This window comes from Arthrobacter sp. TE12232 (assembly GCF_054062615.1).
The window spans coordinates 1,166,967-1,188,684 of the sequence record NZ_JBSSFK010000001.1 but is presented as its reverse complement, the minus strand read 5'-3'; the positions used below and the strand labels follow the sequence as shown (position 1 = coordinate 1,188,684).

Here is a 21,718-nt window from a genome sequence, read left to right as displayed (position 1 = left end):
AGCTTCCGCATGGCACGGACGCAGTCAATAATGGTGCGTCAAGGGACCATGAAGAACCGTGCCGCTACAGGCACGGCGTGGTGGCCGTATGGGGGGTTCGCTTGGAACTGTCTGAGTACGGACGCGCAATCGCGCGGGGCTGGCTGGTTGTGCTCGTATGCCTGCTCGCCGGCACCGGCATTGCCTGGGGTGTCACAGCGACGGCGAAGCCGGTGTATCAAAGCACCGTCAAGTTCTATGTCGTGTCGCCGCCGTCCGCGGGGCAGTCATCCCTGCAGTCACTCGAGCTGTCGCGGGGACGCATCGCCTCCTACGCGAGCCTGATCAAAAGCGACAAGTTTGTTGAGCGGCTGGTCAGCAGCAGTTCCACCGGCCTGTCGGCGACGGACATTGCGGAGAGCGTCACTGCCTCGGCGGACCAGGACACGCTGATGCTGACGGTCGTCGTGAGTCTTCCGGACCCCGCCAAGGCCAACCAGGTGGCCCGGGAGATCGTCTCCGGCCTGAACCCGGCGCTGGACAACGTCGAGGCCAGGACCCAGAGCGGCGGCGGCCAGACAGACCTGAACGTGGTGGCCGGGCCCACCGCTGAGACGGACCCCGTGTCCCCCCGGCTTGCGTTGAACCTTGGCCTCGGCGCCCTGCTTGGCCTCGGCGCAGGCATCGCGATCGCGGTCACGCGCCGGATGATGGACCATACGCTGCGGACTCCCGAAGAGGTCGAAGACGCGTCCGGGCTGCCGCTGCTGGCGCGCGTCCCGGCCAGCTCCGAGGCGGGCACCATGTCCGACATCCTGAACAGGCGGCAGTCTTCCCTGCTGGACGAGGCGGCACGCCGGCTCCGCACCAACATGGACCACCTGTCCGCGCTGCCGGCCTCCGGCGTCGTGCTCATTTCCTCGGCGCGGGCGGGGGAAGGCAAGACGACCGTGGCGCTCATGCTGGCCCGGGCCTGGGCAGATGCGGGCGAGAAGGTCCTTGTTGTTGAAACGGACCTGCGCCGGCCCCGGCTGGCAACAGAGCTCAAGCTCGGCAACGCACTTGGCCTCGCCGAGCTCCTTGCCGGCCGGGCGGCCCTGTCCGGCGTCATCCAGAAAACGGCCAGCGATCGCCTTCACATTGTGGCCGCGGGCTCGGTTCCCGAGAACCCGACCGAACTTCTGGCGGGCCAGACCATGACGGCCGCCCTGGGCGAGATGCGCGGCAGCTATAGCCGCATCATCCTGGACGCCCCGGCCATGCAGCCCCTCAGCGACGCTGCCTTGCTGGCGGTGCAGGCCGATACCACGGTGCTGGTGGTCAGATACCAGAGCGTGACGCGCGAACTGCTGAGCGCGTCCCTGCGGAACCTTGTGCTGGTCAAGGCGACGGTGGCGGGTGCCGTGCTGAATGCCCTTCCGCTCCGCCTGTCCGAAGGCCGCAATCAGCCCCCCGGGAAACCAGGCAAGCTGCGAAAGCAGAACAAGCCGGGCAAGCTGCGCAAGCCGAGCCAACGCGCCAAGGGCACGCCCCCGGCGGTGCCCGCAGAACCGGCACCGGTCAAGCACTCCGCCGCCCGGCGGTGAGCGTGTACGCCGTCGTGGTGCCGGGCCCGGTCGGTCTGCCCGGCAGGGTGGCCTGAATGCAGCTGGCGGCCTGGATCGGACTGTGCCTCGCGGCGGCGTTCTTCTTCCGCAGGAAGGTCAGGGTGCCGGCGGCGGCGGTGCTGGCCCTATGGCTGCTGGTGCCGGCCATCGGGTCCGCGACCGTCACCGGAGTGTCCTCCGGCCCGCTGTCCGTCCACGCCGCGACCTGGCTGGTGCTCTCGATCTTCCTCGTCCGGCTGTTTCACGACCCGGGCAGCATCCGCGTGGTCCTGGGCCGGCATTTCCCCCTGTTCCTGATTCTGGGCGTTGTCATGGCGGCGGCGTTCCTGGCCACGTCCACCTCAGACACAGGGGGTGGAATGGTGGTGCTGGTGGACCAGATCGCGGCGCCGGTGCTGTTCTTCCTGCTCCTGCTCTCCGACGCCGTCCGGGGCGGAAGGCTCGTGGTGATCCTCCGGTCCGTGCTCCTGGCGCTCGTTGCCCTCGCGTGTGCCGTCGCCGTCGCGCAGTGGCTGACGGGCCGGGTCCTGTTCTACGAGTCAGGGTTCAAGACCCAGTACTGGTTCGCGAGGGACTACGGGCGCTGGATGGGGACGCTGGACCAGCCGCTCGCACTCTCCCTCGCCATCGCGGTTGCGGCTCCGCTGGTGGCAGGCCTCACGCGTCAGTGGTTGCAGGCCGGGCTGCTGGGCCTCATGGCGGTCGCCATGCTGATTTCGCAGTCCCGCGTGGGACTTGTGGCGCTGGCCGTGGCGACCGTGATGGTGGTGCTTTTTGTGCGCCGGCCCGTCTGGGTCAAGACGGTCATGCTCACGGTGATGACGGGAGCCGGCATGGCCATCATGGCGTCCCCGCTGGTGGCCGGCGTGGCGGCGCGGGTTGCCAACGACACCGGGTCCGGCGAGGCGCGGGGCGTTGCCGTGGAGTACTTCCTGAGCCGCTGGAGCGACTTCGCGGTGGCCGGACAGGGGATCGGTTCCAGCTTCCGGCTGGCGGCCCAGGCCGGGCTGAAATCGAGCTTCGAGAACCCCACCCTGATGTACGGCATCGACTTCGGGCTCCTGTTCGCCCTGCTCTACTTCGGTTCCATGGCCGTTATGGTGCTCCGCGGCCTGCGGACCGGGTACCCGGGCCTGGCGCTGGCCGGCGTCATGGCAGTGGTCATTCCGCAAACGTACAGCTCCCTGGCCACGCGTTCCGCCGCCGGCATCGTGATCTGGACTGTGCTGGCCATGGTGGTCATCGCCACCGATGAGGCCCGGGCACGTACGGCGCCTGCGACTGCCCCCGTGAAGGCCCCGGCCCTCGCCGCGGCGAACCTGCCGGACGCCGGCTCGTCATGATCGGCCGGCGGCAGTTCCTGGGCCTCGCCGCCGCCGGGACCGTACTGGGTGCGGCCGGCTGCGCGGGCTGCCCCGGAAGCCCGGCGGCCGGGGTCGCTTCCCGACCGCGGCCGGTGATCGCGCCGGCGGCGTCCGCGGCCGGGGTCTTCGTCACGGAGGGCGCCGTCGCGGCGCCGGGGGACAACGGGCCCTTCACGCTCGCCACGCTGCTGGCATCGCCGTCGTTCTTCGTCGCCCACCGGGGCTCGGGGGACAACTGGCCGGAGCACACCATGCGGGCCTACCAGGGAGCCGCGGACGCCGGGCTGAAGGCGATCGAGGTCTCGGTGTCCGCCACCCTGGACGGTGTGCTCGTCTGCCACCACGACCTGAACACCCGGCGGCTGACCGGCACTGACCTGACCATCGCCCGGGCACCCTACGCCGCGCTGGAGCGGCTGCGCAACGACGCCCGGGCCTGGCTGGGACCGGCCACACCGCTGGAGCCCATCGCGCTCCTCACTGACGTCCTGGACACCTTCGCGGCCAGCCATGTGATCTTCTTGGAGGACAAGCCCGGGACCAACGCCGACAAAATCCTGACCCTCCTGGAGAGCTATCCCGCGGCCCGGGACCACGTGGTGTGGAAGCAGCCTTCCGCGTCGCCCGGTCACGCCCTCGCCGCGGCCCGGGGCTACACCACCTTCGGCTACATGACCGCGCGGGACCAGGGAAAAGTGCCGGAGCTCATCCCGCGCACAGACCTGCTGGGAGTCCACTACACCGTTCCGGAAGCGATGATCCGCCAGGTGGTCGCCTCCGGCAAACCGGTACTCGCCTGGGAATTGCATCGGCGCAGCGAGTACGCCCGACTCCGGGACCTGGGCGTCCGGGGGTTCATATGCGCCAACGTCCGCTATGTCCTGCACCAGGACGGCCCGCTCCAGCAGGACGGCTTCGCCGCCGGGCGCCGCGGAACCGGCGATCTGCCGTGGGCCGCCGACGCCGTCTGGGATGACCAGCCGGCTTTTGCCGACGGGGCCGTCCGCATGTCCGGCCCGGATAAGTCCGGCTACGTGCTGGGCTCGCTGGCCGGGGCCGTGGATTCCCCGGACTGGGAGTTCGAGTTCGAGCTCCGCTGGCCGTCCGGGCTCCCCGCGGCCGGACCCGGGGCGGGCGTGGCCTTTGGCCAGGACACCGACGCGCCGAACCGTCCAGGGTCGGCCCCGAAGGTCCCCGGCTACGCTTTGGACGTCGCCGCGGACGGCACCATGGCGCTCTATCGGCAGGACGCCGGGCCGGCGGCCCCCGTCCGGCTGGCGGAAACCGGCTCCCCGGCGCCGCGGTCCGGGGAGTGGATGAAGTTCGTGGTGTCGGTGGGTCCGTGGCGCGTTGGCGTCCGCCGGGACGGCGGCGGAACCTCCGGGTGGGAGGTCTCCTCCGGGGACACCCGCTACGGCGGGGCGTGGCTGACCCTGCTGAAGAATTACGACGCCGGACCTCCCGTTGAGTTCCGCGGCGTGCGGCTCCGCGCGGTGGCCGCGCAGGAGGGCTGCGGGAACGTGGGATAATTAGGTTTAATCTGTGTGACGTATTTCCTGCGGCCGGCTGCCCGGCCGGCCGGGGTGCGCCGCAGCGAACGCCGATCCAGGAGTCCCCGCCATGGTTGCCACCCCAGCCCACCTCCGCCGCTCTGCCGCCGCGCTCGGAAACGACGAGGTCCTGAGGATCCGCAACGACTTCCCGATCCTGCAGCAGCACGTCAACGGCAAACCGCTCGTCTACCTGGACTCCGGGGCCACCTCGCAGAACCCGCTAAGCGTGCTCGAGGCCGAGCAGGAGTTCTATGAGCAACGGAACTCTGCGGTGCACCGCGGGGCACACCATCTTGCCGTCGAGGCCACCGAGGTGTTCGAAAACGCCCGGGAGACCGTGGCCGACTTCATCGGAGCGGAGTGGGACGAACTCATCTGGACCTCCAACGCCACGGAGGGCCTGAATCTGCTCACCTACTCGTTCCTGAACGCCTCCCTGCCCGGCGCGACTCCCGAAGCCGCCCGGTTCGCGCTGGCCCCGGGCGACGAACTCGTCGTCACGGAAATGGAACACCACGCCAACCTGATTCCCTGGCAGGAGCTGGCGGCCCGGACCGGCGCCGTCCTGAAGTTCATCCCCATCGACGACGCCGGAGCCCTGGACCTGGAGGCCGCCGCCGGCATCATCGGCCCCCGCACCCGTGTCCTGGCATTCACCCACGCCTCCAACGTCCTGGGTACCATCAACCCCGTGCCGGCCCTCGTAGCCCTGGCCCGGTCCGCGGGGGCGCTCGTGGTGCTCGACGCGTGCCAGTCCGCGCCGCACCTGCCCCTGGACGTCAAGGCGCTCGACGTCGACTTCGCGGTGTTCTCCGGCCACAAGATGCTCGCGCCCACCGGAATAGGGGCCCTCTACGGCCGCTCGGAGTTGCTCAACGCCATGCCGCCGTTCCTGACCGGCGGCTCCATGATCACCACAGTCACGATGGAAAGGGCGGGCTTCCTGCCGAGCCCGCAGCGCTTCGAAGCCGGCACCCAGCGCATTTCGCAGGCCGTCGCCCTCGCCGCGGCGGTGAACTATCTCAGCGAAACCGGGATCGACCGCATCCATGCCTGGGAGGCAGAACTCGGGCAGCGGCTGGTGCAAGGCCTGGGCTCCATCCCCGGAATCCGGGTCCTGGGCCCCGCGGCGGGGGAGGAACGGATTGGCCTTGCCGCGTTCGACGTCGCGGGCGTCCACGCGCACGACGTCGGCCAGTTCCTGGACAGCCGGGGCATTGCCGTGCGAGTGGGACACCACTGCGCCCAGCCGCTGCACCGCCGGCTCGGACTGACGGCCACGACCCGGGCCAGCACCTACCTGTACAACACCACGGACGATGTGGACGCGTTCCTCAACGCGGTCGCCGATGTCCGTGCCTACTTCCAAGCCTAGGACGGACATCCATGAGTCTTGACCAGCTCTACCAGCAGATCATCCTGGAACACTCCAAGGCCCGTCACGGCAGCGGCCTGGCCGCGGCGGAGGCACCTGCGGGGGCCAGCAGCGGGCAGTCCCACCAGCTGAATCCGACCTGCGGCGACGAGATCACGGTCCGGGTGTCCGTGGCCGGCGGGAAAGTCAGTGAGCTGCGCTGGGACGGCGATGGCTGCTCGATCTCGATGGCCTCGGCCTCCGTGCTGACGGACCTTGCCGAGGGCATGACCGTCGAGGAGCTGCGCGCCGTGATTGACAGCTTCCGCGAAGTGCTGCGCTCGCGCGGCAAGGTGGCGGCCGACCCGGAGCTGCTGGGCGACGCCGCCGCATTCGAGGGCGTATCCCGCTACGCCGCCCGGGTCAAGTGCGCCATGCTCTCGTGGGTGGCCGCGGAAGACGCCCTCGGCCAGGCGCTGGCGGCCTGAGCTCAGGGTGTCATGGCGTGTTCGTGGCGTGCCATGAACACGAGGGCCAGGAGGGCGCCGACCATGGCGCCGAAGGTGTTCGCGGCGACGTCCGCGACCGAGGGGAATCGCGCCGGGAGGAAGGCGAGCTGGGAGAGCTCGATCAGCGCGGAGAGCACGAAGCCGGCCGCAGCCCCGCACCACCAGAGCCGCTGGCCCAGGATCCGGGCGACCAGGGCGCCCAGCGGAACGAACAGGATCACGTTTGAGGTGAATTCCACCACGCCGTAGTCGAACCACGGCGGGACGCCCCACCGGTGCAGTTTCCGCAGTGAGCGCATCAGAAAATCGGACGCGTCCCGGTCCACGGGCACGGGCCAGAGGGCGATCAGGCCAAGGACAAAAATGTAGGCGCCCAGTGCCCAGACGGCCGCACGGCGGGGTAGCAAACGGCGTCCCCTTTCAGCGGTCCACCTTTTTGCTGATTGTAGCGCCCGTTCGTCACCGGGGCAGGACGTTCGGCACGCCGGCGGAGGCAACCGCCGGCGTGCCGAATGCTAGCTGACCAGCCCGGCGATGCCGATTGCCGCCGTCGCGGCCCCCAGCACCATGGAGATGCTGACGAGGACCACATGGACGGTCAGGAAGCGCGTGGCCTTGCCGTTGGCGTCGCGGGCCCGCGGGTCCTTCATGACGCGCCGCAGGAACTGCGGCCAGACGACCAGGGACCAGATGCCGGAGACAATCAGGACGAAGGCGAGGAACGCGGGCAGCTGCATGGTGCTAGTGGCTCTCGAGCCAGGCCTGGGCCTGCTGGGACTGAAGGTTCAGGGCCTTGCCGACCATCGGTTCTGCGGCATCGGCGATCTTGCCGCCAAGGAACGGCACCGAGGAGGTCACGTTGCCCTCGAGCTCGATCCGGGTGCTGCCGCCGTCGGACACGAGACGCTGGACAGCGTTCACATCCAGCGGTGCGCCGGCGACCTTCAGCGAGATCTTGCTCTGCCGGGAACCGTCGGCGGCGGGCGCCTCCCAGGCTTCCAGCTGCGTCACCTTCAGGCTCTCGCCGACAAATTTCCGGGCGATGTCCGGCATCCGGGTGGTGGGGATGGTCCGTACGGTGGTCGTGCTGAACGCGCCTGCGGGATCTCCGTCGAGGGCGAAGGATTCCAGCGTGCCGCCAACGAGCTCGCTCGTGTGGCGCAGGAAGTCTTCATCGACGAAAACCGCGGTAACGCGGTCGACGCTGTGCGGAACGGTAGTGGATGCACTCAGGGCCATTGGGGGGTCCTCCGTGGTGTGGAAGTGGACGTTTCGGGCTCCAACATCCTACGTGGTGTGGCTGGCAGGCTCCGATTCGAGGTTTTCCAGATCACGGGCAGCGGCGGTGATGTTCCGCGACATCGCGGGAAAAATGACGCTGTGGAACGGCAGCACGGCGAGCCAGTAGAGGCGGCCGCTCAGGCCCTTGGGGAAGAAGATGGCGCGCTGGCGGTAACGGCTGCCGGTGCCCTCCGGCTCCACGGAGAGCTCAAGCCACGCCCGGCCCGGGGCCCGCATTTCGGCCCGGAGCCGCAGGAGCCGGCCGCGGTCGATCCGCTCGACCCGCCACCAGTCCACCACTTCGCCCTCCGCCAGCAGGTGCGGGTGCCGGCGGCCGCGCAGCAGCCCCGCCCCGCCGGTGAGCTTGTCCAGCCAGCCGCGCACCTGCCAGGCCAGCGGCAGCGAATACCAGCCGTTCCGGCCGCCGATGCCCTCAATGACAGTCCACACGTGCCTGGGGTCGACCTCGCTGTGGAAGCTGCGCTCGTCCAGGTACACCGTGTGGCCGGACCATTCCGGGTCGCTCGGCAGGGGATCGGCGTCGACGCCGGCGCTGGCCCACGTGGTTTCCACCTGGCCGTCGCGTTCCTTGCCCAGGGCGAGGGCGACGGCCTTGCGGTAGGGCGTCAGGCCGCCCTCCGGCACCGGGATGTAGGCATCGATGTCGTGCTCCCGGGCGACGGCGTCGTGCTGGAGCGATTCGACGAGCGGCAGGGACATGGCGAGCGGGATCGGGGTGGTCAGGGCCACCCACATGCCGGCCAGCTTGGGCGCGGGCACCGGCAGCGCCAGGACCACCCGGTGCGGCAGGCCGGCCTCGGCGGCGTACTCTTTCATCATGCCCGCGTAGCTGAGCACCTGGCGGCAGCCGATATCGAACGTCCGGTTGATGGGTCCTTCCAGCGACGCCGCGGCCACGAGGTAGTACAGCACGTCCCGGACGGCGATCGCCTCGATCTTGTTGCGCACCCAGCTCGGGGCGGGCATCAGCGGGAGCGTCTCGGACAGGTGCCGGATCATTTCGAACGACGCCGATCCGGACCCGATGACGACGCCGGCCTGGAAGACCACCGCGTCCACCGGGCTGTCCAGGAAGACTTTCCCCACCGCCTCACGGGAACGCATGTGGGTGGACAGCTCGGCGCCGGCCGGGTGCAGCCCGCCAAGGTACACAATCCGGTCCACCCCGGCCGCGGCCGCCGCCCGGGCCGCCGTCGCGGCCATCGCCTGTTCCTTGGCCTCAAAGCCGGCGCCGGCCGCCATGGAATGGACCAGATAGTACAAGACGTCGACGCCGTCGAGCGCCGCCCGCAGTGCCTCGCCGTCGTCGAGGCTGCTTTGGACCACTTCGACGTCGTCCAGCCACGGCACGCCGGCGATTTTGGCCGGTGTCCGGACCAGGACTTTGACCCGGTGTCCCGCTTCGAGCAGCCGGGGGACCAGGCGCCCGCCGATGTAGCCGGTGGCCCCGGTGACGAGCACGGACTTGTTCATGGTGACTCCTTCTCATCCGGCAGGTTGGCGGGTGGCCTACCAAGCCATTCGGAGCGGGGGCCGCGGCGGATGGCCGCCGCCCGTCCCTTTCGCCAGCCTAGCCCCATGTGACCTTCCGATGGGGCCTTCCGGGGACCGGGGAGCGTCCGGGGACGGGCACAGCCCGCGGAGCCCGGGTGCGGCCGCCCCCGGGCTCCGCGGTAGGCTTGGAAGACCCGGGATTCTTGCGAATTTCGGCTATTCGTGTTGCCTGCATTTCCGTGATCACCTCAGGAGCAACAGCTATGAGCCTCAACGGCCCGTCTCTCACCGGCCTGCGCCGCGTCCTCGCCGAGGACCGCACCTACGCCCGCGTCCGGGCCGAGGCCTCCCGCGGATTCGCCGGCCGCAGCGAGGACTACCAGATCAGCGCCCCGGCCGGCCTCCGGGCGACGCTGCTCGCGGAAGTGGCCGACGGCATCGCGGCGGGTCCTGACGCAGGTGCCGGCCCGGCCCCGGTCGTCCTGGCCGTCACGGCCACCGGCCGGGAGGCCGAGGACCTGACGGAGGCACTGCGTGCCTACCTGCCGGCCGACGCCGTCGCCGAGTTCCCCAGCTGGGAAACCCTCCCGCACGAACGGCTCTCGCCGCGCTCGGACACGGTAGGCCGCCGGTTGTCCGTGCTCCGCCGCCTGGCCCACCCCGAAGCGGCCGGCGCCGGCGCGTTGCGCGTCGTCGTCGCCCCGGTCCGGGCCGTGGTCCAGCCGATCGTGGCAGGCCTGGGCGAACTGGTCCCCGTCACCTTGACCACTGGCCAGGAGGCCCCGTTCGGCGACGTCGTGAAGAGCCTTGCAGCGGCCGCCTACGCCCGGGTGGACATGGTCACGCGCCGCGGCGAATTCGCGGTGCGCGGCGGCATGCTGGACGTCTTCCCGCCCACCGAAGACCACCCGATCCGGGTCGAGTTCTTCGGCGACGAAGTCGAACAGATGCGGTGGTTCGCCGTCGCCGACCAGCGCTCCCTCTCCGCGCCGGGCGTCCACCATCCCACCGAGCTCCACGCCCCGCCCTGCCGCGAAATCCTCATCACGCCCTCGGTCATGTCCCGCGCGGCGACGCTGAAGTCCCAGCTGCCGGCCGCGGCGGACATGCTGGAAAAGATCGCCGGCGGCATCGCCGTCGAGGGCATGGAGTCGCTGGCGCCGGTGCTGGTGGACGCCATGGTCCCCTTCCTGGACCAGCTCCCGTCCGGCTCCGTCGCCGTGGTGATCGAACCGGAAAAGGTCCGCACCCGGGCCCACGACCTCGCCGCCACGAACGAGGAATTCCTCGAGGCGGCCTGGTCCACGGCCTCCGACGGCGGGACCGCACCCCTGGACCTGAGCTCCGCGGCCTCCGAGGCCCTGCATTCGGCCAGCTTCCGGTCGCTGACAGACACGCGTACCGCGGCCCTGGCCCACGGTGTCTCGTGGTGGTCCATCACTTCCCTGGCCACGGACGAGGACCTGCTGCCCGACGTCGATGTCCTGAACCTGCATGCCCGCGAACCCCGCGGCTACCAGGGTGACGTGGCCGAAATGATGGACTTCATCGGCTCCCGAGTGCGGGACCAGTGGCGGATCGTGGTGGTCACCGAGGGCCCGGGCCCGGCCCAGCGGCTCGCCGAACTCTTCCATGACAACAACATCCCGTGCGCCCGGGTGGACAGGCTCGACGACGAGCCGCAGGCCGGCCTGATCGAGGTGACCACCGCCGCCGTCGGACGCGGCTTTGTCCTGGACCCGCTGAAGGTGGCGCTGCTGACGGAGGCGGACCTGCTGGGCCGGACGTCCGCCGGGTCCACGAAGGACATGCGGCGGATGCCCTCCAAGCGGCGGAACGCCGTGGACCCGCTGCAGCTCGTGGCCGGCGACTCGGTGGTGCACGAACAGCACGGCATCGGCCGGTTCGTGGAACTGATCCAGCGCAAGGTGGCCGGGGGAGGGGACGGGGTGCGCGAATACCTCGTGCTGGAATACGCCCCGTCCAAGCGCGGCGCCCCCGGCGACCGGCTCTTCGTGCCCACCGACCAGCTGGACCAGGTCACCCGCTACGTCGGCGGGGACACCCCCGCGCTGAGCAAGATGGGCGGCGCGGACTGGGCGAGCACCAAGTCCAAGGCCCGCAAAGCCGTCAAGGAAATCGCCGGCGAGCTCATCCGGCTGTACTCGGCCCGGATGGCCTCGCGCGGACACGCGTTCGCCCCGGACACCCCGTGGCAGCGCGAACTGGAGGAAGCCTTCCCGTACGTGGAAACCCCGGACCAGCTGACCACCATCAACGAGGTCAAGGCCGACATGGAACGCGAGATCCCCATGGACCGGCTGATCTCCGGCGACGTCGGCTACGGCAAGACCGAAATCGCCGTGCGGGCCGCGTTCAAGGCGGTCCAGGACGGCAAGCAGGTGGCGGTGCTGGTGCCCACCACGCTGCTGGCCCAGCAGCACTACGAGACCTTCACCGAGCGGTTCTCCGGGTTCCCGCTTCGGGTTAAGCCGCTCTCCCGCTTCCAGGGCTCGAAAGAAGCCAAGGAGACCGCCGAAGGGGTCAAATCCGGCGCGGTGGATGTCGTCATCGGCACGCACCGGCTGCTGTCCAAGGACTTCGCGTTCAAGGACCTGGGCCTCGTGATCGTGGACGAGGAGCAGCGCTTCGGCGTCGAACACAAAGAGGCGCTGAAGAAGATGCGCACCAACGTGGACGTCCTGGCCATGAGTGCCACCCCGATTCCGCGGACCCTGGAGATGTCCCTGACCGGCATCCGCGAAACGTCCACCCTCGCCACGCCGCCGGAAGAACGCCACCCCGTGCTGACCTACGTGGGGCCCTACACGGACAAGCAGACCTCCGCTGCTATCCGCCGGGAACTCATGCGCGAAGGGCAGGTGTTCTTCGTCCACAACCGGGTCTCAACGATCGACAGCACCGCAGCCAAGATCCGCGAGCTGGTCCCGGAAGCCCGGGTGGAGGTCGCACACGGCAAGATGACCGAGAGCAGGCTCGAACAGATCATCGTGGACTTCTGGGAGAAGCGCTTCGATGTCCTGGTCTGCACCACCATCATCGAAACCGGACTGGACATCTCCAACGCGAACACGCTGATTGTCGACGGCGCGGACAAGTACGGGCTCTCGCAACTGCACCAGCTGCGCGGGCGCGTGGGCCGCGGCCGCGAACGGGCGTACGCCTACTTCCTGTACCCCTCGGAGAAACCCCTGGGCGAGGTGGCGCTGGAGCGGCTCAAGGCCGTCGCAACCCACAACGAGCTCGGCGCCGGCATGCAGCTGGCCATGAAGGACCTCGAAATCCGCGGCGCCGGCAACCTGCTGGGCGGAGAACAGTCCGGCCACATCCAGGGCGTCGGATTCGATTTGTACATCCGGCTCGTGGGCGAGGCCGTGGCCGAATACCGCGGCGAGGCCGAAGAGAAGGCCGCCGAGATGAAGATCGAACTGCCCGTCAACGCGCACCTGCCGCACGATTACGTGCCCGGCGAACGGCTGCGCCTGGAGGCGTACCGCAAACTCGCCGGCGCCATCACGTACGAGGCGATCGACGAGGTCCTCGCCGAGCTCGTGGACCGCTACGGCGAACTGCCGCTGCCGGCGAAAAACCTGATCGACGTCGCCCGCTTCCGGGTGGGCGCCCGCGAGGCCGGACTGTCCGACGTCGCGCTGCAGGGCAACTTCATCAAGTTCTCCCCGGCCCAGCTCCCGGAGTCCAAGCTCATGCGGCTCACCCGGATGTACCCGGGCGCGCAGGCGAAGCCTGCCCTGGACGCCGTGCTCATCCCCAAGCCCAAGACCGCGAGGATCGGCGGCCGGGACCTGCAGGACGCCGAAATCCTCGAATGGGCCAACGGTGTCATCCGCAACATCTTCACCGACGTCCCGCTGGCGGTGAAGTAAAGAGTGATGGGAGGACACCACGCCGCGTCGGGAGCCGCGGCGTGGGTAGCTATTGCCTCGACCGGCCCCTACGCCCTGGGCTGGTACCCGCTGGACCCCACGGGGATCGTGATCGGCGCCATGGCGACGGCGGGGACCGCGCTGGTCTGCGACTGGGACCACCGTGCCAGCACCGTGGCGCACGCCCTGCCGCCGCTGTCCAACATGGTGGCGCGCGGCATCGAGAACGTCAGCGGCGGCCACCGGCAGGGCACGCATTCGGTGCTGGGCGCGGCGTTCTTCGTGCTGCTGGCCACGATCGCCGGGCAGTTGCAGGTGCAGACCCGGTGGGGGCTGCTGTCCGTCGGGGCCGGCCTGCTGTGCATGTTCATGATCAACATCGCCGCGAAGGCACTGAAGCTCTTTCCCAAGTACGGCTGGATCAGCAACTGGGTCTTCGCGCTGGTCATGGCGGGCCTGGTGACGTGGTTCGCGCCGCACCAGTGGACCTGGCTGCCGGTCTCGATGCTCACCGGCGTGCTGGTGCACATTGTGGGTGACATGATCACCACCGGGGGAGTGCCGTTGCTCTGGCCGCTGGTGATCAAGCCGCCGAAGGTGCTGCGGAAACTGCCGCTGCTCAAGAACGTCTGGAAGGCCAACGGGGCGTTCTCCATCCCGCTGCTGGGCCGGGCGGGCTCGCGAAGGGAATGGCTGGTCCTGATCCCCGTGAGCGGCTACGCGATGGTGGGGATGTTCGGTGCGGGACTGGCCGTGGCGAAGGCGCACTTCCCCGCGGCCCTGGCGCTGGGCACCGGACTGGTCAAAGGCCTGTTCGCGCTGGTGCAGGCAGCTTAAATGACTGAAGCTCCGGACATCCGGAGCTTCAGTCATTTAAGGATCGGGAAAGCCTAGTTTTCGCCGGCCGAATCCGAGCGGCCCAGCAGCGTCTGCGGGATCCAGAAGGCCAGGGCGAAGAGGACCAGGCAGACGGCCATTGGCCAGGGGTTGTCCAGAGTGAGGAAGGTCAGCGAGTAAATCGCCCCCAAGAACAGGACCATCATCGGCACGAACAAGGCGATGCTGGATCCGAGGCTGTTCTCGACCCGCCGGGACTCGGTGTTGTTGCTGGACATTCGTTCCTCCTCGGCCCCTGGGGGCTCAAAACTGTGGGCACTGCCGGCGCGGATCAGTACGCGGACGAACCCTGTTCACCCGTGACGATCGCGATGCCGGAGCTGGCGCCAATACGTGTTGCACCTGCAGCAATCATAGCCTGTGCATCGGCCAGGGATCGCACGCCCCCGGAGGCCTTGACGCCAAGGTCCGGGCCCACGGTGCGGCGCATCAGGGCGACGTCCGCGGCCGTGGCACCGCCGCCGTTGAAACCGGTGGAGGTCTTCACGAAGTCCGCCCCGGCCGCAACCGCAGCCTCGCAGGCGAGCACCTTCTGCTCATCGCTCAGCAGCGCCGTTTCGATGATGACCTTCAGGATGGCGCCGCCCTCGTGGACGGCCTCCGCGACGGCGGCGATGTCATCCACCAGCGCGCCCTTGTCATTGGCGCGTGCCGCGGCGATGTTGATGACCATGTCCACTTCTTCGGCACCGTCCAGGACGGCGCCGCGGGCCTCGAACGCCTTGACGTCGCTCGGGGTGGCGCCCAACGGGAAACCGACCACGGAGCAGGTCAGCACGCCGGAACCCTTGAGCGCGGTCTTGACTGTCTTGACCCACACCGGGTTCACGCAGACCGACTTGAAATGGTACTCGGCCGCCTCGGCGCAGACCTTGAGGATCTCGGCCTCACTGGCCTCCGGCTTGAGCAGGGTGTGGTCGATGTAGGAGGCAATGCCGGGCGTGCCCTCGGCGGCGGCTTCGTGGCTCATGGTGGTCCCTTTCCTGGCGGGCCTGGGACGCTGCGGTCCTTTACCCGGGCCTTGTGGGCCTGCGGGCCCTGTCGGCGCCGCACGGTTCGCGGCTTATCAGGTGACCATCTTGCCATAGGACCGGCCCGGCGGATGTGCCCGCCGGGCCGGCCCCTTACGATCAGGCAGCCGCGGCGAGCGGGCTTCCCATGGTGGCCTGCAGCAGCTGGGAGGCGCACACCGACGCGGCCGAGCCGGACGCCACGAGCAGTCCCAGCCGGACGCCGTCGTACACCGCGGCGTCCCCGATTGCCCAGATGCCGGGCACGGAGGTGCGGAAGTCCTGGCCGATGACAATTCCGCCGCCGGGTGCGGTGGTGAGTCCTGCCGTGGCGGCCAGTTCGTCCCGGGCGATGCGCTCCTCGGCGAGGATCACGAGGTCGCCGTTCATGCTGGAGCCGTCCTCGAACACGATGCCGGATGCCGGCAGGACCGACCCGGCGAGGGTGGGAACGACGGCGGCGGGCCGGACAGTGGTGCGGACGGGACGGACGCCGCGGGACCGGAGCACGGCCTCGGCCTGGCCGGCGGCGGAGCCGGTGCCGACCAGGATGCCCAGGGGGCGCCGGCCCAGGACCCGGGTGACGTCCTTGACGGCGTCGCCCAGCCGGGCGGCGTCGTCGATCGTGGAGTAGCTCAGGCACCGGGCGGCGCCTTCCACCGGGGCCTCGGCGGGGGCGGACCCGGTGGCGATGACGAGTTCGTCGTAGCTGAATTCCATGCCGTCGGCGGTGGTCACGAGGCGGTTCCCGGCATCGATGTAGCTGGCCGGCTGGCCGAAGCGGACGGACACCTGCGGCAGGACGGCGAGCTCCAGCAGTTCCTCGGGCGCGTCATCGCGGTTGCTGAGCACCGTGATGGCACCGGCAAACGGGGTCCGGGTGAGCTGGCGGACCAGGGCCAGGGCGGCCGGGCCGGCGCCGGCGATGACGATCCTGGGCCGGGCGGCCGTGGTGGCTGTCGTCGGAGAATCGGCGGTGGATGCAGCGGCTGCCTTCGAGGAAGACGTGCCGGAGGTGGGAGACAATGCCGGAGCGGACATGTGCTGGCCCTTTCGCTGGGGTGGCCATCGTGTGGCCGGTGTGCTTGATGAACCCCAGCCTAGGCGCCCGATTTTTCCGGGGTGTTTCCCGGGTGTTGCCTCTTCGGCCCTGTCCGTTCGCCAGTATTTACCGGCCGGTAATGCCGTGCGTCACATCCCGGCGGCGAGCCCTCCGCAGAGACCCCTCCGCCGCCGGCATTAGACCCGGATCCGGTAGCCGCGCTTCACCACGGTTTCGACCAGACGGGTGTCCGGCAGCGCCGACCGCAGCCTGCTGACGGTCATGTCCAGGGCGTGCACGGAGCCGCGCAGTTCCAACAGGTCCGAGAGCGCTTCGCGGGACAGCACGGCCCCGCCGGCGCCGATCAGCGCGCGCAGCAGCAGCAGGGGCGCGGGCGCCATGTCGACGGGTTCGCCGTTGATCCGCAGCGAGCGGCCGCGCAGCTCCACGCTGCCGGAGACGGTGTCCAGCCGGCGGACGTGGTTGAGGGCGAGGTGCTCGCACACCAGCCGGATCAGGGCGCCCATCCGGAACCGTTCCGGGATCAGCGGTTGCAGACCGGCGTCGATCAGCGGCTGCGCGGTGATGGGACCGACGACGGCGGTTGCCACAGTGGTCTTCAGGCTCTCCACGAGCTGCTTGTAGACGCCCATCTCATGCGCCGTGCTCCACATCGCATCCACGGCGGGGGCGCTCGTGAAGGTCAGGACATCCAGGTTGCCGCTGCACGCGGCCTCGATGAGCTTGGGCAGCCGGTCGGCGCCGTCGGGTTTGACCCAGCGGTACGGGGTGACCGTCAGGACGGTGGCGCCGGACATGCGCAGGCGCTCGAGCTGGCGGACGTCGGTGTAGCCGTGCAGCTGTACCGCGACAGTCTTGCCCCGCACGCCCTCGGCAAGGAGCATGTCCACCAGTGTGGAGGTGGTTTCGTCGCTGCTGATCCCGACGTCGGCGAGCCCGGCCGCACGGACGGCGCCGCGCGCCTTGGGCCCGCGGACGAACATGCGGGTGGAGGACAGGGTTTCCAGCAGCTGTTCGCCAATGCCGAAGGTGTCCGCCGCCTCGCACCAGCGGCGCATGCCGTAGGCGGTGGTGGCGATGCAGAGGTCGGGCCGGGCGGCGATGATCGCCCGGGTGTCCTCGACCAGGCTCTGGTCCTCCCGGACCGGGGCGATCTTCAGCGCCGGGGCGTGGAGCACCTCGGCACCGCGGCGCTCCAGGGCCTCGATGAGGTCCTGGGAGCGGCGGTGCGAGGTGACGCCGATCCGGAAGCCGTCCAGCGGAAGGTCCTTCTCGGACCCGTCCTCGGCGATGGCGTTCAGTGCGGTCATGAAAATCCCTACGCTTCCATCAGTGATGCGGCCAGGCGGTCGAGCTCTGCCGCGGCCTCGGCGCAGCCCCGGTTGGCCTCGGCCACCCGGACGACCTCACCGATCACCAGGACGGCGGGGTTGCTGCAGCCGGCGGCCGCGGAGGTGATGGTGCCCAGCTCGGCGATCGTCGTGCGCTGGCCGGGGCGGTACCCGCGCTCGACGACGGCCATCGGCATGTCGGACCGCATTCCGGCCCGGCGGAGCCCGGCGGCGAGGTGGTGCAGGGTGCCGATGCCCATCAGGACCACAATGGTGCCGCCGAGCCCGGCGAGGTGCTTGAGCTCGTTCTCGGTCAGCGGGGCGTGGCCCGACACCACGGTGAACATGTGGCTGACTTCGCGGTGGGTGACGGGGATGCCGGCGGCGGCCGGCACCGAGATGGCGCTCGTGACCCCGGAGACCACGCGGACCGGAACACCGGCAGCGACGCAGGACGCGACTTCCTCGCCGCCGCGGCCGAAGACATAGGGATCCCCGCCCTTGAGACGGACCACATTGTTGCCGGCCAGCGCGCTTTCCACCATGAGCTTTTCGATGTCGGCCTGGCTGACCTTGTGGTGGCCGGGTTTCTTGCCCACGTCCACGAGGTCTGCGGACGTCAGGGACGGCAGCTCCTGGTAGGGGGCGAGCCGGTCGTAGAACACGACGTCGGCATCGCGCAGCGCCGCCACGGCGGCGACGGTCAGCAGTTCGGGGGTCCCGGGGCCGCCGCCCACCAGCGTGACGTGTCCCGCCGGGCCGGCAGCCGGCTCGGCCGCGACCGGAATGCCCGCGGCACGGCAGCGGTTCAGGAGCGTCTCCCAGCCGGGCTGGCCGTCGTCGACCGTTGCCACCAGGAACGGGCGCTCGGGCAGCGGACCGTCGTTGCCGGCACCCTGCGGGGTGCTGAGGCGGTACACGACGGCGCCGGCGGCTTCATAGCGCCGCACGGCCTGTCGCGCGGCGTGCTCGGAGCCGGTGACGAGGACTTCGCGTCCGGTGAGATCAATGCTGAGCTGCATGACTATACCTCGTTCTCATCAAGCTGTCCTGGGGTGGTGGCACGGACCGGAATGGACGCGCCGATCAGCACTTTCCCTTTTTCCTCTGCCGTGGCGGGGCGCATCTGGCCGCGCTCGTCGGGGACGAAGGTGATGGAATCGTCCTTCTGGTCGGGGGCATTGACGAAGGAGCGGAAGCGGCGCAGGCGCTCGGGGTCCTTCAGGGTGTCGGCCCATTCGTCGACGTAGGTGTCAACGTGCTTGGCCATGGCGGCCTCGAGGTCTTCGGCGATGCCCAGGGTGTCGTGCACCACCACGTCCTCCACGTGCTTGATGCCGCCGTCGAGCTCTTCCTGCCAGCGCGCGGTGCGCTGCAGGCGGTCGGCGGTGCGGATGTAGTACATGAAGTAGCGGTCGATGTACTTGATCAGGGTTTCGTCGTCGAGGTCCTTGGCGAGCAGCTGGGCGTGCGCCGGGGTGGCGCCGCCGTTGCCGCCGACATACAGGTTCCAGCCGTCCGCGGTGGCGATGACGCCCACATCCTTGCCCCGGGCCTCGGCACATTCGCGGGCGCAGCCGGAGACACCCATCTTCAGCTTGTGCGGGCTGCGGAGGCCCCGGTAGCGCAGTTCAAGCTGGATGGCCATGGCCACCGAGTCCTGGACCCCGAAGCGGCACCAGGTGGAGCCGACGCAGGACTTCACGGTGCGCAGGCTCTTGCCGTAGGCCTGGCCGGATTCGAAGCCGGCGTCCACGAGTTCCTTCCAGATTTCCGGGAGCTGCTCCAGCCGGGCGCCGAACATGTCGATCCGCTGGCCGCCGGTGATCTTGGTGTAAAGGCCGTATTTGTCGGCGACGGCGGCGATCACGCCGAGCTTCTTCGGGGTGATCTCGCCGCCGGCGATGCGGGGGACCACCGAGTAGGTGCCATCCTTCTGCATGTTGGCCAGGGCGCGGTCGTTGGTGTCCTGCAGGGTTCCGCGGCCCGCGTCCAGGACGTAGGCGCTGTTCTGGCTGGCCAGGATGTTGGCGATGGTCGGCTTGCAGATGTCGCAGCCCGCGCCGGTGCCGTACTTGGCCATGATCTCCTCGAAAGAGGTCAGCTCCAGGACGCGGATGGCATCGAACAGTTCCTGGCGGGACAGCTCGATGTGCTCGCACAGTGCCTTCGAGACTTCGACGCCGGACTTCGTGAGTTCGCTTTCCAGCAGCTTCTTGAGCATCGGCACGCAGGAACCGCAGCTGGTGCCGGCGCGGGTGCAGCCCTTCAGCTCGCCCAGTTCCTGGACGGGCGCGTTGCCGTCGCAGGCACCGCAGCCGTTGACGGTGTCACGGATGGTTCCGGCCGTGACGTTGTTGCAGGAACAGAGAATGGCATCGTCCGGCAGCTCGGTCTCCGGGGCCTCGCCTCCGCCGGCCGCGGTGAGGTAGGCGCCGGGCTCGGCGGACAGCTCGCGTCCCAGCATGGGGCGCAGGGACGTATAAGGGGCGGCGTCGCCGACGAAGATGCCGCCGAGGAGGGTCTTGGCGTCGTCCGTCGTGACGATCTTCTGGTAGACGCCGCGGGCGGGGTCGGCATAGACGATTTCGAGGGAGTGTTCCGTGCGGGCGAAGGCGTCGCCGAAGCTCGCCACGTCGACGCCGGAGAGCTTGAGTTTGGTGGCCGTGTCGAAGCCGGGGAAGGTTGCGTCGCCGCCGTGCAGCCGGTCCGCGACGATTTCGGCCATCGTGTTGGCCGGGGCCACGAGGCCCAGGCACATGCCGCCGAAGTTGGCGACCTCGCCGATCGCCCAGATGCCGGGAACTTCCGTGGAGCAGTCGTCGGAGATGACGACGCCGCCGCGCTGGCCGAGCTGGAACTGCTGCGCTTCGCCCTCAGCGGCGCGGAACAGCTCGTCGCGGGGCCGCACGCCGATCGCGACGATCACGATGTCGGCGTCGATGATCCGGCCGTCGGCCATGAGGACCCCGGTGACCTGGCCGTCGTCGTCGGAGAGGACCTCGGAGGGGAACACGCCGCCGTGGACGGTGAAGCCCTTGGCCTCGATGAGCCGGCCGAGCGCTTGTCCGGCGCCCTCGTCCAGCTGGGTGTTCATGAGCCATGGGGAGCCGTTGATGACGATCGGGGTGGCGCCGAGCTGTTCGGTGCCGGCCGCTGATTCGAGGCCCAGAAGACCGCCGCCGATGGTGACCGCGTTGACCTTGCGGCCGAGCTTCTCGGTGAGGTCCGCGATCGCCGTGTTGATGGACCAGACGTCCTCGAGGGTGCGGTAGACGTGGGTGAGTTCGGCGCCCGGGATGGGAAGACGGGCCGCGTCCGAGCCCGTCGCGACGACGAGCTCGTCATAGGGGTAGACGGTTCCGGCCGCGGTCCTGACCGTCTTGCCGGCGGCGTCGATGCTGGTGACGCGCTCGCCGGTCTTGAGGTTGAGGGCCGCGTGGTCCCACATGGAGGCGCTGCCCAGGGTGAGGTCGACGTCGCTGTCCGTGAGTGCCTTGCTCAGTGCGACGCGGTCGTAGGGGAGGTGCGCTTCCTCGGTGAGGACTGTTACGTGCCAGCCATCGAGTCCGCGGGCGTGCATGGCGTCGGCGAAACGGTGCGCCGCGGGGCCGCCGCCGGCCACCACAATACGGCGCGGGGCGGCGCTGGCAGCGCCCTGGTTCGGGTGGCTTGAGGGGTGTCCGGTCACGGTGGGCCTTTCGCATGGGCCGCAGACGGTGCTCTGCAGCTTGTCGTTCCAGACTAGGCAACGGGAATTTCGCTTCAGTTTCCCTTATGTTTCGTGGTCTTAACTTCTGCATCACGAATGGATTTCCGGCCGGGTGAGCTCTCTTTTACGCGTTGGACACATCGGGCGCGCCCGGATGAAACACCGCGGGCCTAGCTTGAATATGTGGCCGCAGCAGCGGTTGAGCCCGTAAGGGATGTATCAGAGAGGGGCCGGGATGACCGCCGTACTTGAAACCGCAGTACACGACCTTGAGGGTCAGACCGCAGAGCAGGATCTTGTGTGCGTAGCCGGCTGGCACCGGGTATGCGCCGTGGCGGACCTGGAACCCGCGTGGGGCGAGGCCGCATTGATTTCCGGGCGCCAGGTCGCAATGTTCCGGACCGTGTCCGGTGAGGTTTTTGCCGTCGCCAACGAGGATCCGGCCACCGGCGCGAATGTCATGGCCCGCGGCATCACGGGCTCACGCGGGGACCGCCCGACGGTGGCTTCGCCGTTGCACAAAGAGGTCTACGACCTCGTTACGGGCGAGTGCCTCGGCAGCCCGGAACTGCGCATCGCAACCTTCGGTACCCGGATTGTGGGCGGGTACATTGAGGTTGAGCTCTAGACGCCCAGAG

Annotated in this window: 18 protein-coding genes; 8 read left to right on the top strand and 10 right to left on the bottom strand. The window is 69.3% G+C overall.

The features are described from left to right. The first annotated feature begins 101 nt into the window (after positions 1–101). From ACVWZ7_RS05300 to sufU, 5 genes are all read left to right on the top strand, one after another. A complete protein-coding gene (locus ACVWZ7_RS05300; protein ID WP_456507191.1) occupies positions 102–1,565 on the top strand; it encodes a polysaccharide biosynthesis tyrosine autokinase in 1,464 nt (487 codons plus the stop codon). Between the two features lie 56 nt (positions 1,566–1,621). Continuing rightward, on the top strand, positions 1,622–2,929 hold the full coding sequence (locus ACVWZ7_RS05295; RefSeq protein ID WP_456507190.1) for a hypothetical protein: 1,308 nt from the start codon (positions 1,622–1,624) through the stop codon (positions 2,927–2,929). Beyond that, entirely contained in the window at positions 2,926–4,479 is a 1,554-nt protein-coding gene (locus ACVWZ7_RS05290) for a glycerophosphodiester phosphodiesterase family protein (protein WP_456507189.1), read from the top strand. The genes ACVWZ7_RS05295 and ACVWZ7_RS05290 overlap by 4 nt, the downstream gene beginning before the upstream one ends. A gap of 91 nt (positions 4,480–4,570) precedes the next feature. Next, positions 4,571–5,878: a cysteine desulfurase gene (locus ACVWZ7_RS05285; protein ID WP_456507188.1), complete on the top strand. Its 1,308-nt coding sequence runs from the start codon at positions 4,571–4,573 to the stop codon at positions 5,876–5,878. A gap of 11 nt (positions 5,879–5,889) precedes the next feature. Beyond that, positions 5,890–6,345, top strand: coding sequence for a Fe-S cluster assembly sulfur transfer protein SufU (gene sufU / locus ACVWZ7_RS05280; RefSeq protein ID WP_344364083.1), 456 nt, complete (start codon positions 5,890–5,892; stop codon positions 6,343–6,345). Between the two features lie 2 nt (positions 6,346–6,347). On the opposite strand, the gene ACVWZ7_RS05275 is transcribed toward sufU, so the two are convergent. The 4 genes from ACVWZ7_RS05275 to ACVWZ7_RS05260 all read right to left on the bottom strand — a co-directional run bounded on the left by ACVWZ7_RS05275 (position 6,348) and on the right by ACVWZ7_RS05260 (position 9,141). After that, complete coding sequence (locus ACVWZ7_RS05275; protein ID WP_456507187.1) at positions 6,348–6,773, bottom strand: VanZ family protein; 426 nt, start codon at positions 6,771–6,773, stop codon at positions 6,348–6,350. Between the two features lie 108 nt (positions 6,774–6,881). Next, positions 6,882–7,103 (bottom strand): SCO4848 family membrane protein, encoded by a 222-nt coding sequence (locus ACVWZ7_RS05270; RefSeq protein WP_344364080.1) that lies wholly within the window; start codon positions 7,101–7,103, stop codon positions 6,882–6,884. Positions 7,104–7,107: 4 nt separating this feature from the next. After that, a complete protein-coding gene (locus tag ACVWZ7_RS05265; RefSeq protein WP_116766067.1) occupies positions 7,108–7,605 on the bottom strand; it encodes a DUF2505 domain-containing protein in 498 nt (165 codons plus the stop codon). A gap of 48 nt (positions 7,606–7,653) precedes the next feature. Further along, on the bottom strand, positions 7,654–9,141 hold the full coding sequence (locus tag ACVWZ7_RS05260) for an SDR family oxidoreductase (RefSeq protein WP_456507186.1): 1,488 nt from the start codon (positions 9,139–9,141) through the stop codon (positions 7,654–7,656). A 284-nt stretch (positions 9,142–9,425) separates the two neighbouring features. Between ACVWZ7_RS05260 and mfd the strand changes: the two genes are divergently transcribed. Continuing rightward, positions 9,426–13,067, top strand: coding sequence for a transcription-repair coupling factor (gene mfd, locus ACVWZ7_RS05255; RefSeq protein ID WP_456507185.1), 3,642 nt, complete (start codon positions 9,426–9,428; stop codon positions 13,065–13,067). Between the two features lie 6 nt (positions 13,068–13,073). Next, a complete protein-coding gene (locus ACVWZ7_RS05250) occupies positions 13,074–13,904 on the top strand; it encodes a metal-dependent hydrolase (protein ID WP_456507184.1) in 831 nt (276 codons plus the stop codon). A gap of 53 nt (positions 13,905–13,957) precedes the next feature. Here the strand turns inward: ACVWZ7_RS05250 and ACVWZ7_RS05245 are convergent, their stop codons facing one another. The 6 genes from ACVWZ7_RS05245 to nirB form a co-directional block, all read right to left on the bottom strand. Then, the gene (locus ACVWZ7_RS05245; protein ID WP_091250653.1) at positions 13,958–14,182 is read right to left on the bottom strand and encodes a hypothetical protein; all 225 of its coding nucleotides are present in this window, start codon (positions 14,180–14,182) and stop codon (positions 13,958–13,960) included. 53 nt (positions 14,183–14,235) lie between these two features. Beyond that, on the bottom strand, positions 14,236–14,934 hold the full coding sequence (deoC, locus tag ACVWZ7_RS05240) for a deoxyribose-phosphate aldolase (protein ID WP_116766071.1): 699 nt from the start codon (positions 14,932–14,934) through the stop codon (positions 14,236–14,238). A gap of 160 nt (positions 14,935–15,094) precedes the next feature. Further along, a complete protein-coding gene (locus ACVWZ7_RS05235; protein WP_456507183.1) occupies positions 15,095–16,015 on the bottom strand; it encodes an FAD-dependent oxidoreductase in 921 nt (306 codons plus the stop codon). A 198-nt stretch (positions 16,016–16,213) separates the two neighbouring features. Continuing rightward, positions 16,214–17,347, bottom strand: coding sequence for a uroporphyrinogen-III synthase (locus ACVWZ7_RS05230; RefSeq protein ID WP_116766073.1), 1,134 nt, complete (start codon positions 17,345–17,347; stop codon positions 16,214–16,216). An 8-nt stretch (positions 17,348–17,355) separates the two neighbouring features. Then, complete coding sequence (gene cobA, locus ACVWZ7_RS05225) at positions 17,356–18,390, bottom strand: uroporphyrinogen-III C-methyltransferase (RefSeq protein WP_456507182.1); 1,035 nt, start codon at positions 18,388–18,390, stop codon at positions 17,356–17,358. Positions 18,391–18,392: 2 nt separating this feature from the next. Then, a complete protein-coding gene (nirB, locus tag ACVWZ7_RS05220; protein ID WP_456507181.1) occupies positions 18,393–21,059 on the bottom strand; it encodes a nitrite reductase large subunit NirB in 2,667 nt (888 codons plus the stop codon). A gap of 256 nt (positions 21,060–21,315) precedes the next feature. Between nirB and nirD the strand changes: the two genes are divergently transcribed. Further along, positions 21,316–21,708 (top strand): nitrite reductase small subunit NirD, encoded by a 393-nt coding sequence (gene nirD, locus ACVWZ7_RS05215; protein ID WP_456507180.1) that lies wholly within the window; start codon positions 21,316–21,318, stop codon positions 21,706–21,708. The last annotated feature ends 10 nt before the right edge of the window (positions 21,709–21,718 follow it).

Coding starts and splice junctions, on each gene's coding strand:
- ACVWZ7_RS05295 (WP_456507190.1), top strand. CDS start 1,622: ATGCAGCTGGCGGCCTGGATCGGACTGTGCCTCGCGGCGGCGTTCTTC.
- ACVWZ7_RS05235 (WP_456507183.1), bottom strand. CDS start 16,015: ATGTCCGCTCCGGCATTGTCTCCCACCTCCGGCACGTCTTCCTCGAAG.
- deoC (WP_116766071.1), bottom strand. CDS start 14,934: ATGAGCCACGAAGCCGCCGCCGAGGGCACGCCCGGCATTGCCTCCTAC.
- ACVWZ7_RS05290 (WP_456507189.1), top strand. CDS start 2,926: ATGATCGGCCGGCGGCAGTTCCTGGGCCTCGCCGCCGCCGGGACCGTA.
- mfd (WP_456507185.1), top strand. CDS start 9,426: ATGAGCCTCAACGGCCCGTCTCTCACCGGCCTGCGCCGCGTCCTCGCC.
- ACVWZ7_RS05285 (WP_456507188.1), top strand. CDS start 4,571: ATGGTTGCCACCCCAGCCCACCTCCGCCGCTCTGCCGCCGCGCTCGGA.
- ACVWZ7_RS05230 (WP_116766073.1), bottom strand. CDS start 17,347: ATGACCGCACTGAACGCCATCGCCGAGGACGGGTCCGAGAAGGACCTT.
- nirD (WP_456507180.1), top strand. CDS start 21,316: ATGACCGCCGTACTTGAAACCGCAGTACACGACCTTGAGGGTCAGACC.
- ACVWZ7_RS05265 (WP_116766067.1), bottom strand. CDS start 7,605: ATGGCCCTGAGTGCATCCACTACCGTTCCGCACAGCGTCGACCGCGTT.
- ACVWZ7_RS05245 (WP_091250653.1), bottom strand. CDS start 14,182: ATGTCCAGCAACAACACCGAGTCCCGGCGGGTCGAGAACAGCCTCGGA.
- cobA (WP_456507182.1), bottom strand. CDS start 18,390: ATGCAGCTCAGCATTGATCTCACCGGACGCGAAGTCCTCGTCACCGGC.
- ACVWZ7_RS05260 (WP_456507186.1), bottom strand. CDS start 9,141: ATGAACAAGTCCGTGCTCGTCACCGGGGCCACCGGCTACATCGGCGGG.
- ACVWZ7_RS05270 (WP_344364080.1), bottom strand. CDS start 7,103: ATGCAGCTGCCCGCGTTCCTCGCCTTCGTCCTGATTGTCTCCGGCATC.
- ACVWZ7_RS05250 (WP_456507184.1), top strand. CDS start 13,074: ATGGGAGGACACCACGCCGCGTCGGGAGCCGCGGCGTGGGTAGCTATT.
- sufU (WP_344364083.1), top strand. CDS start 5,890: ATGAGTCTTGACCAGCTCTACCAGCAGATCATCCTGGAACACTCCAAG.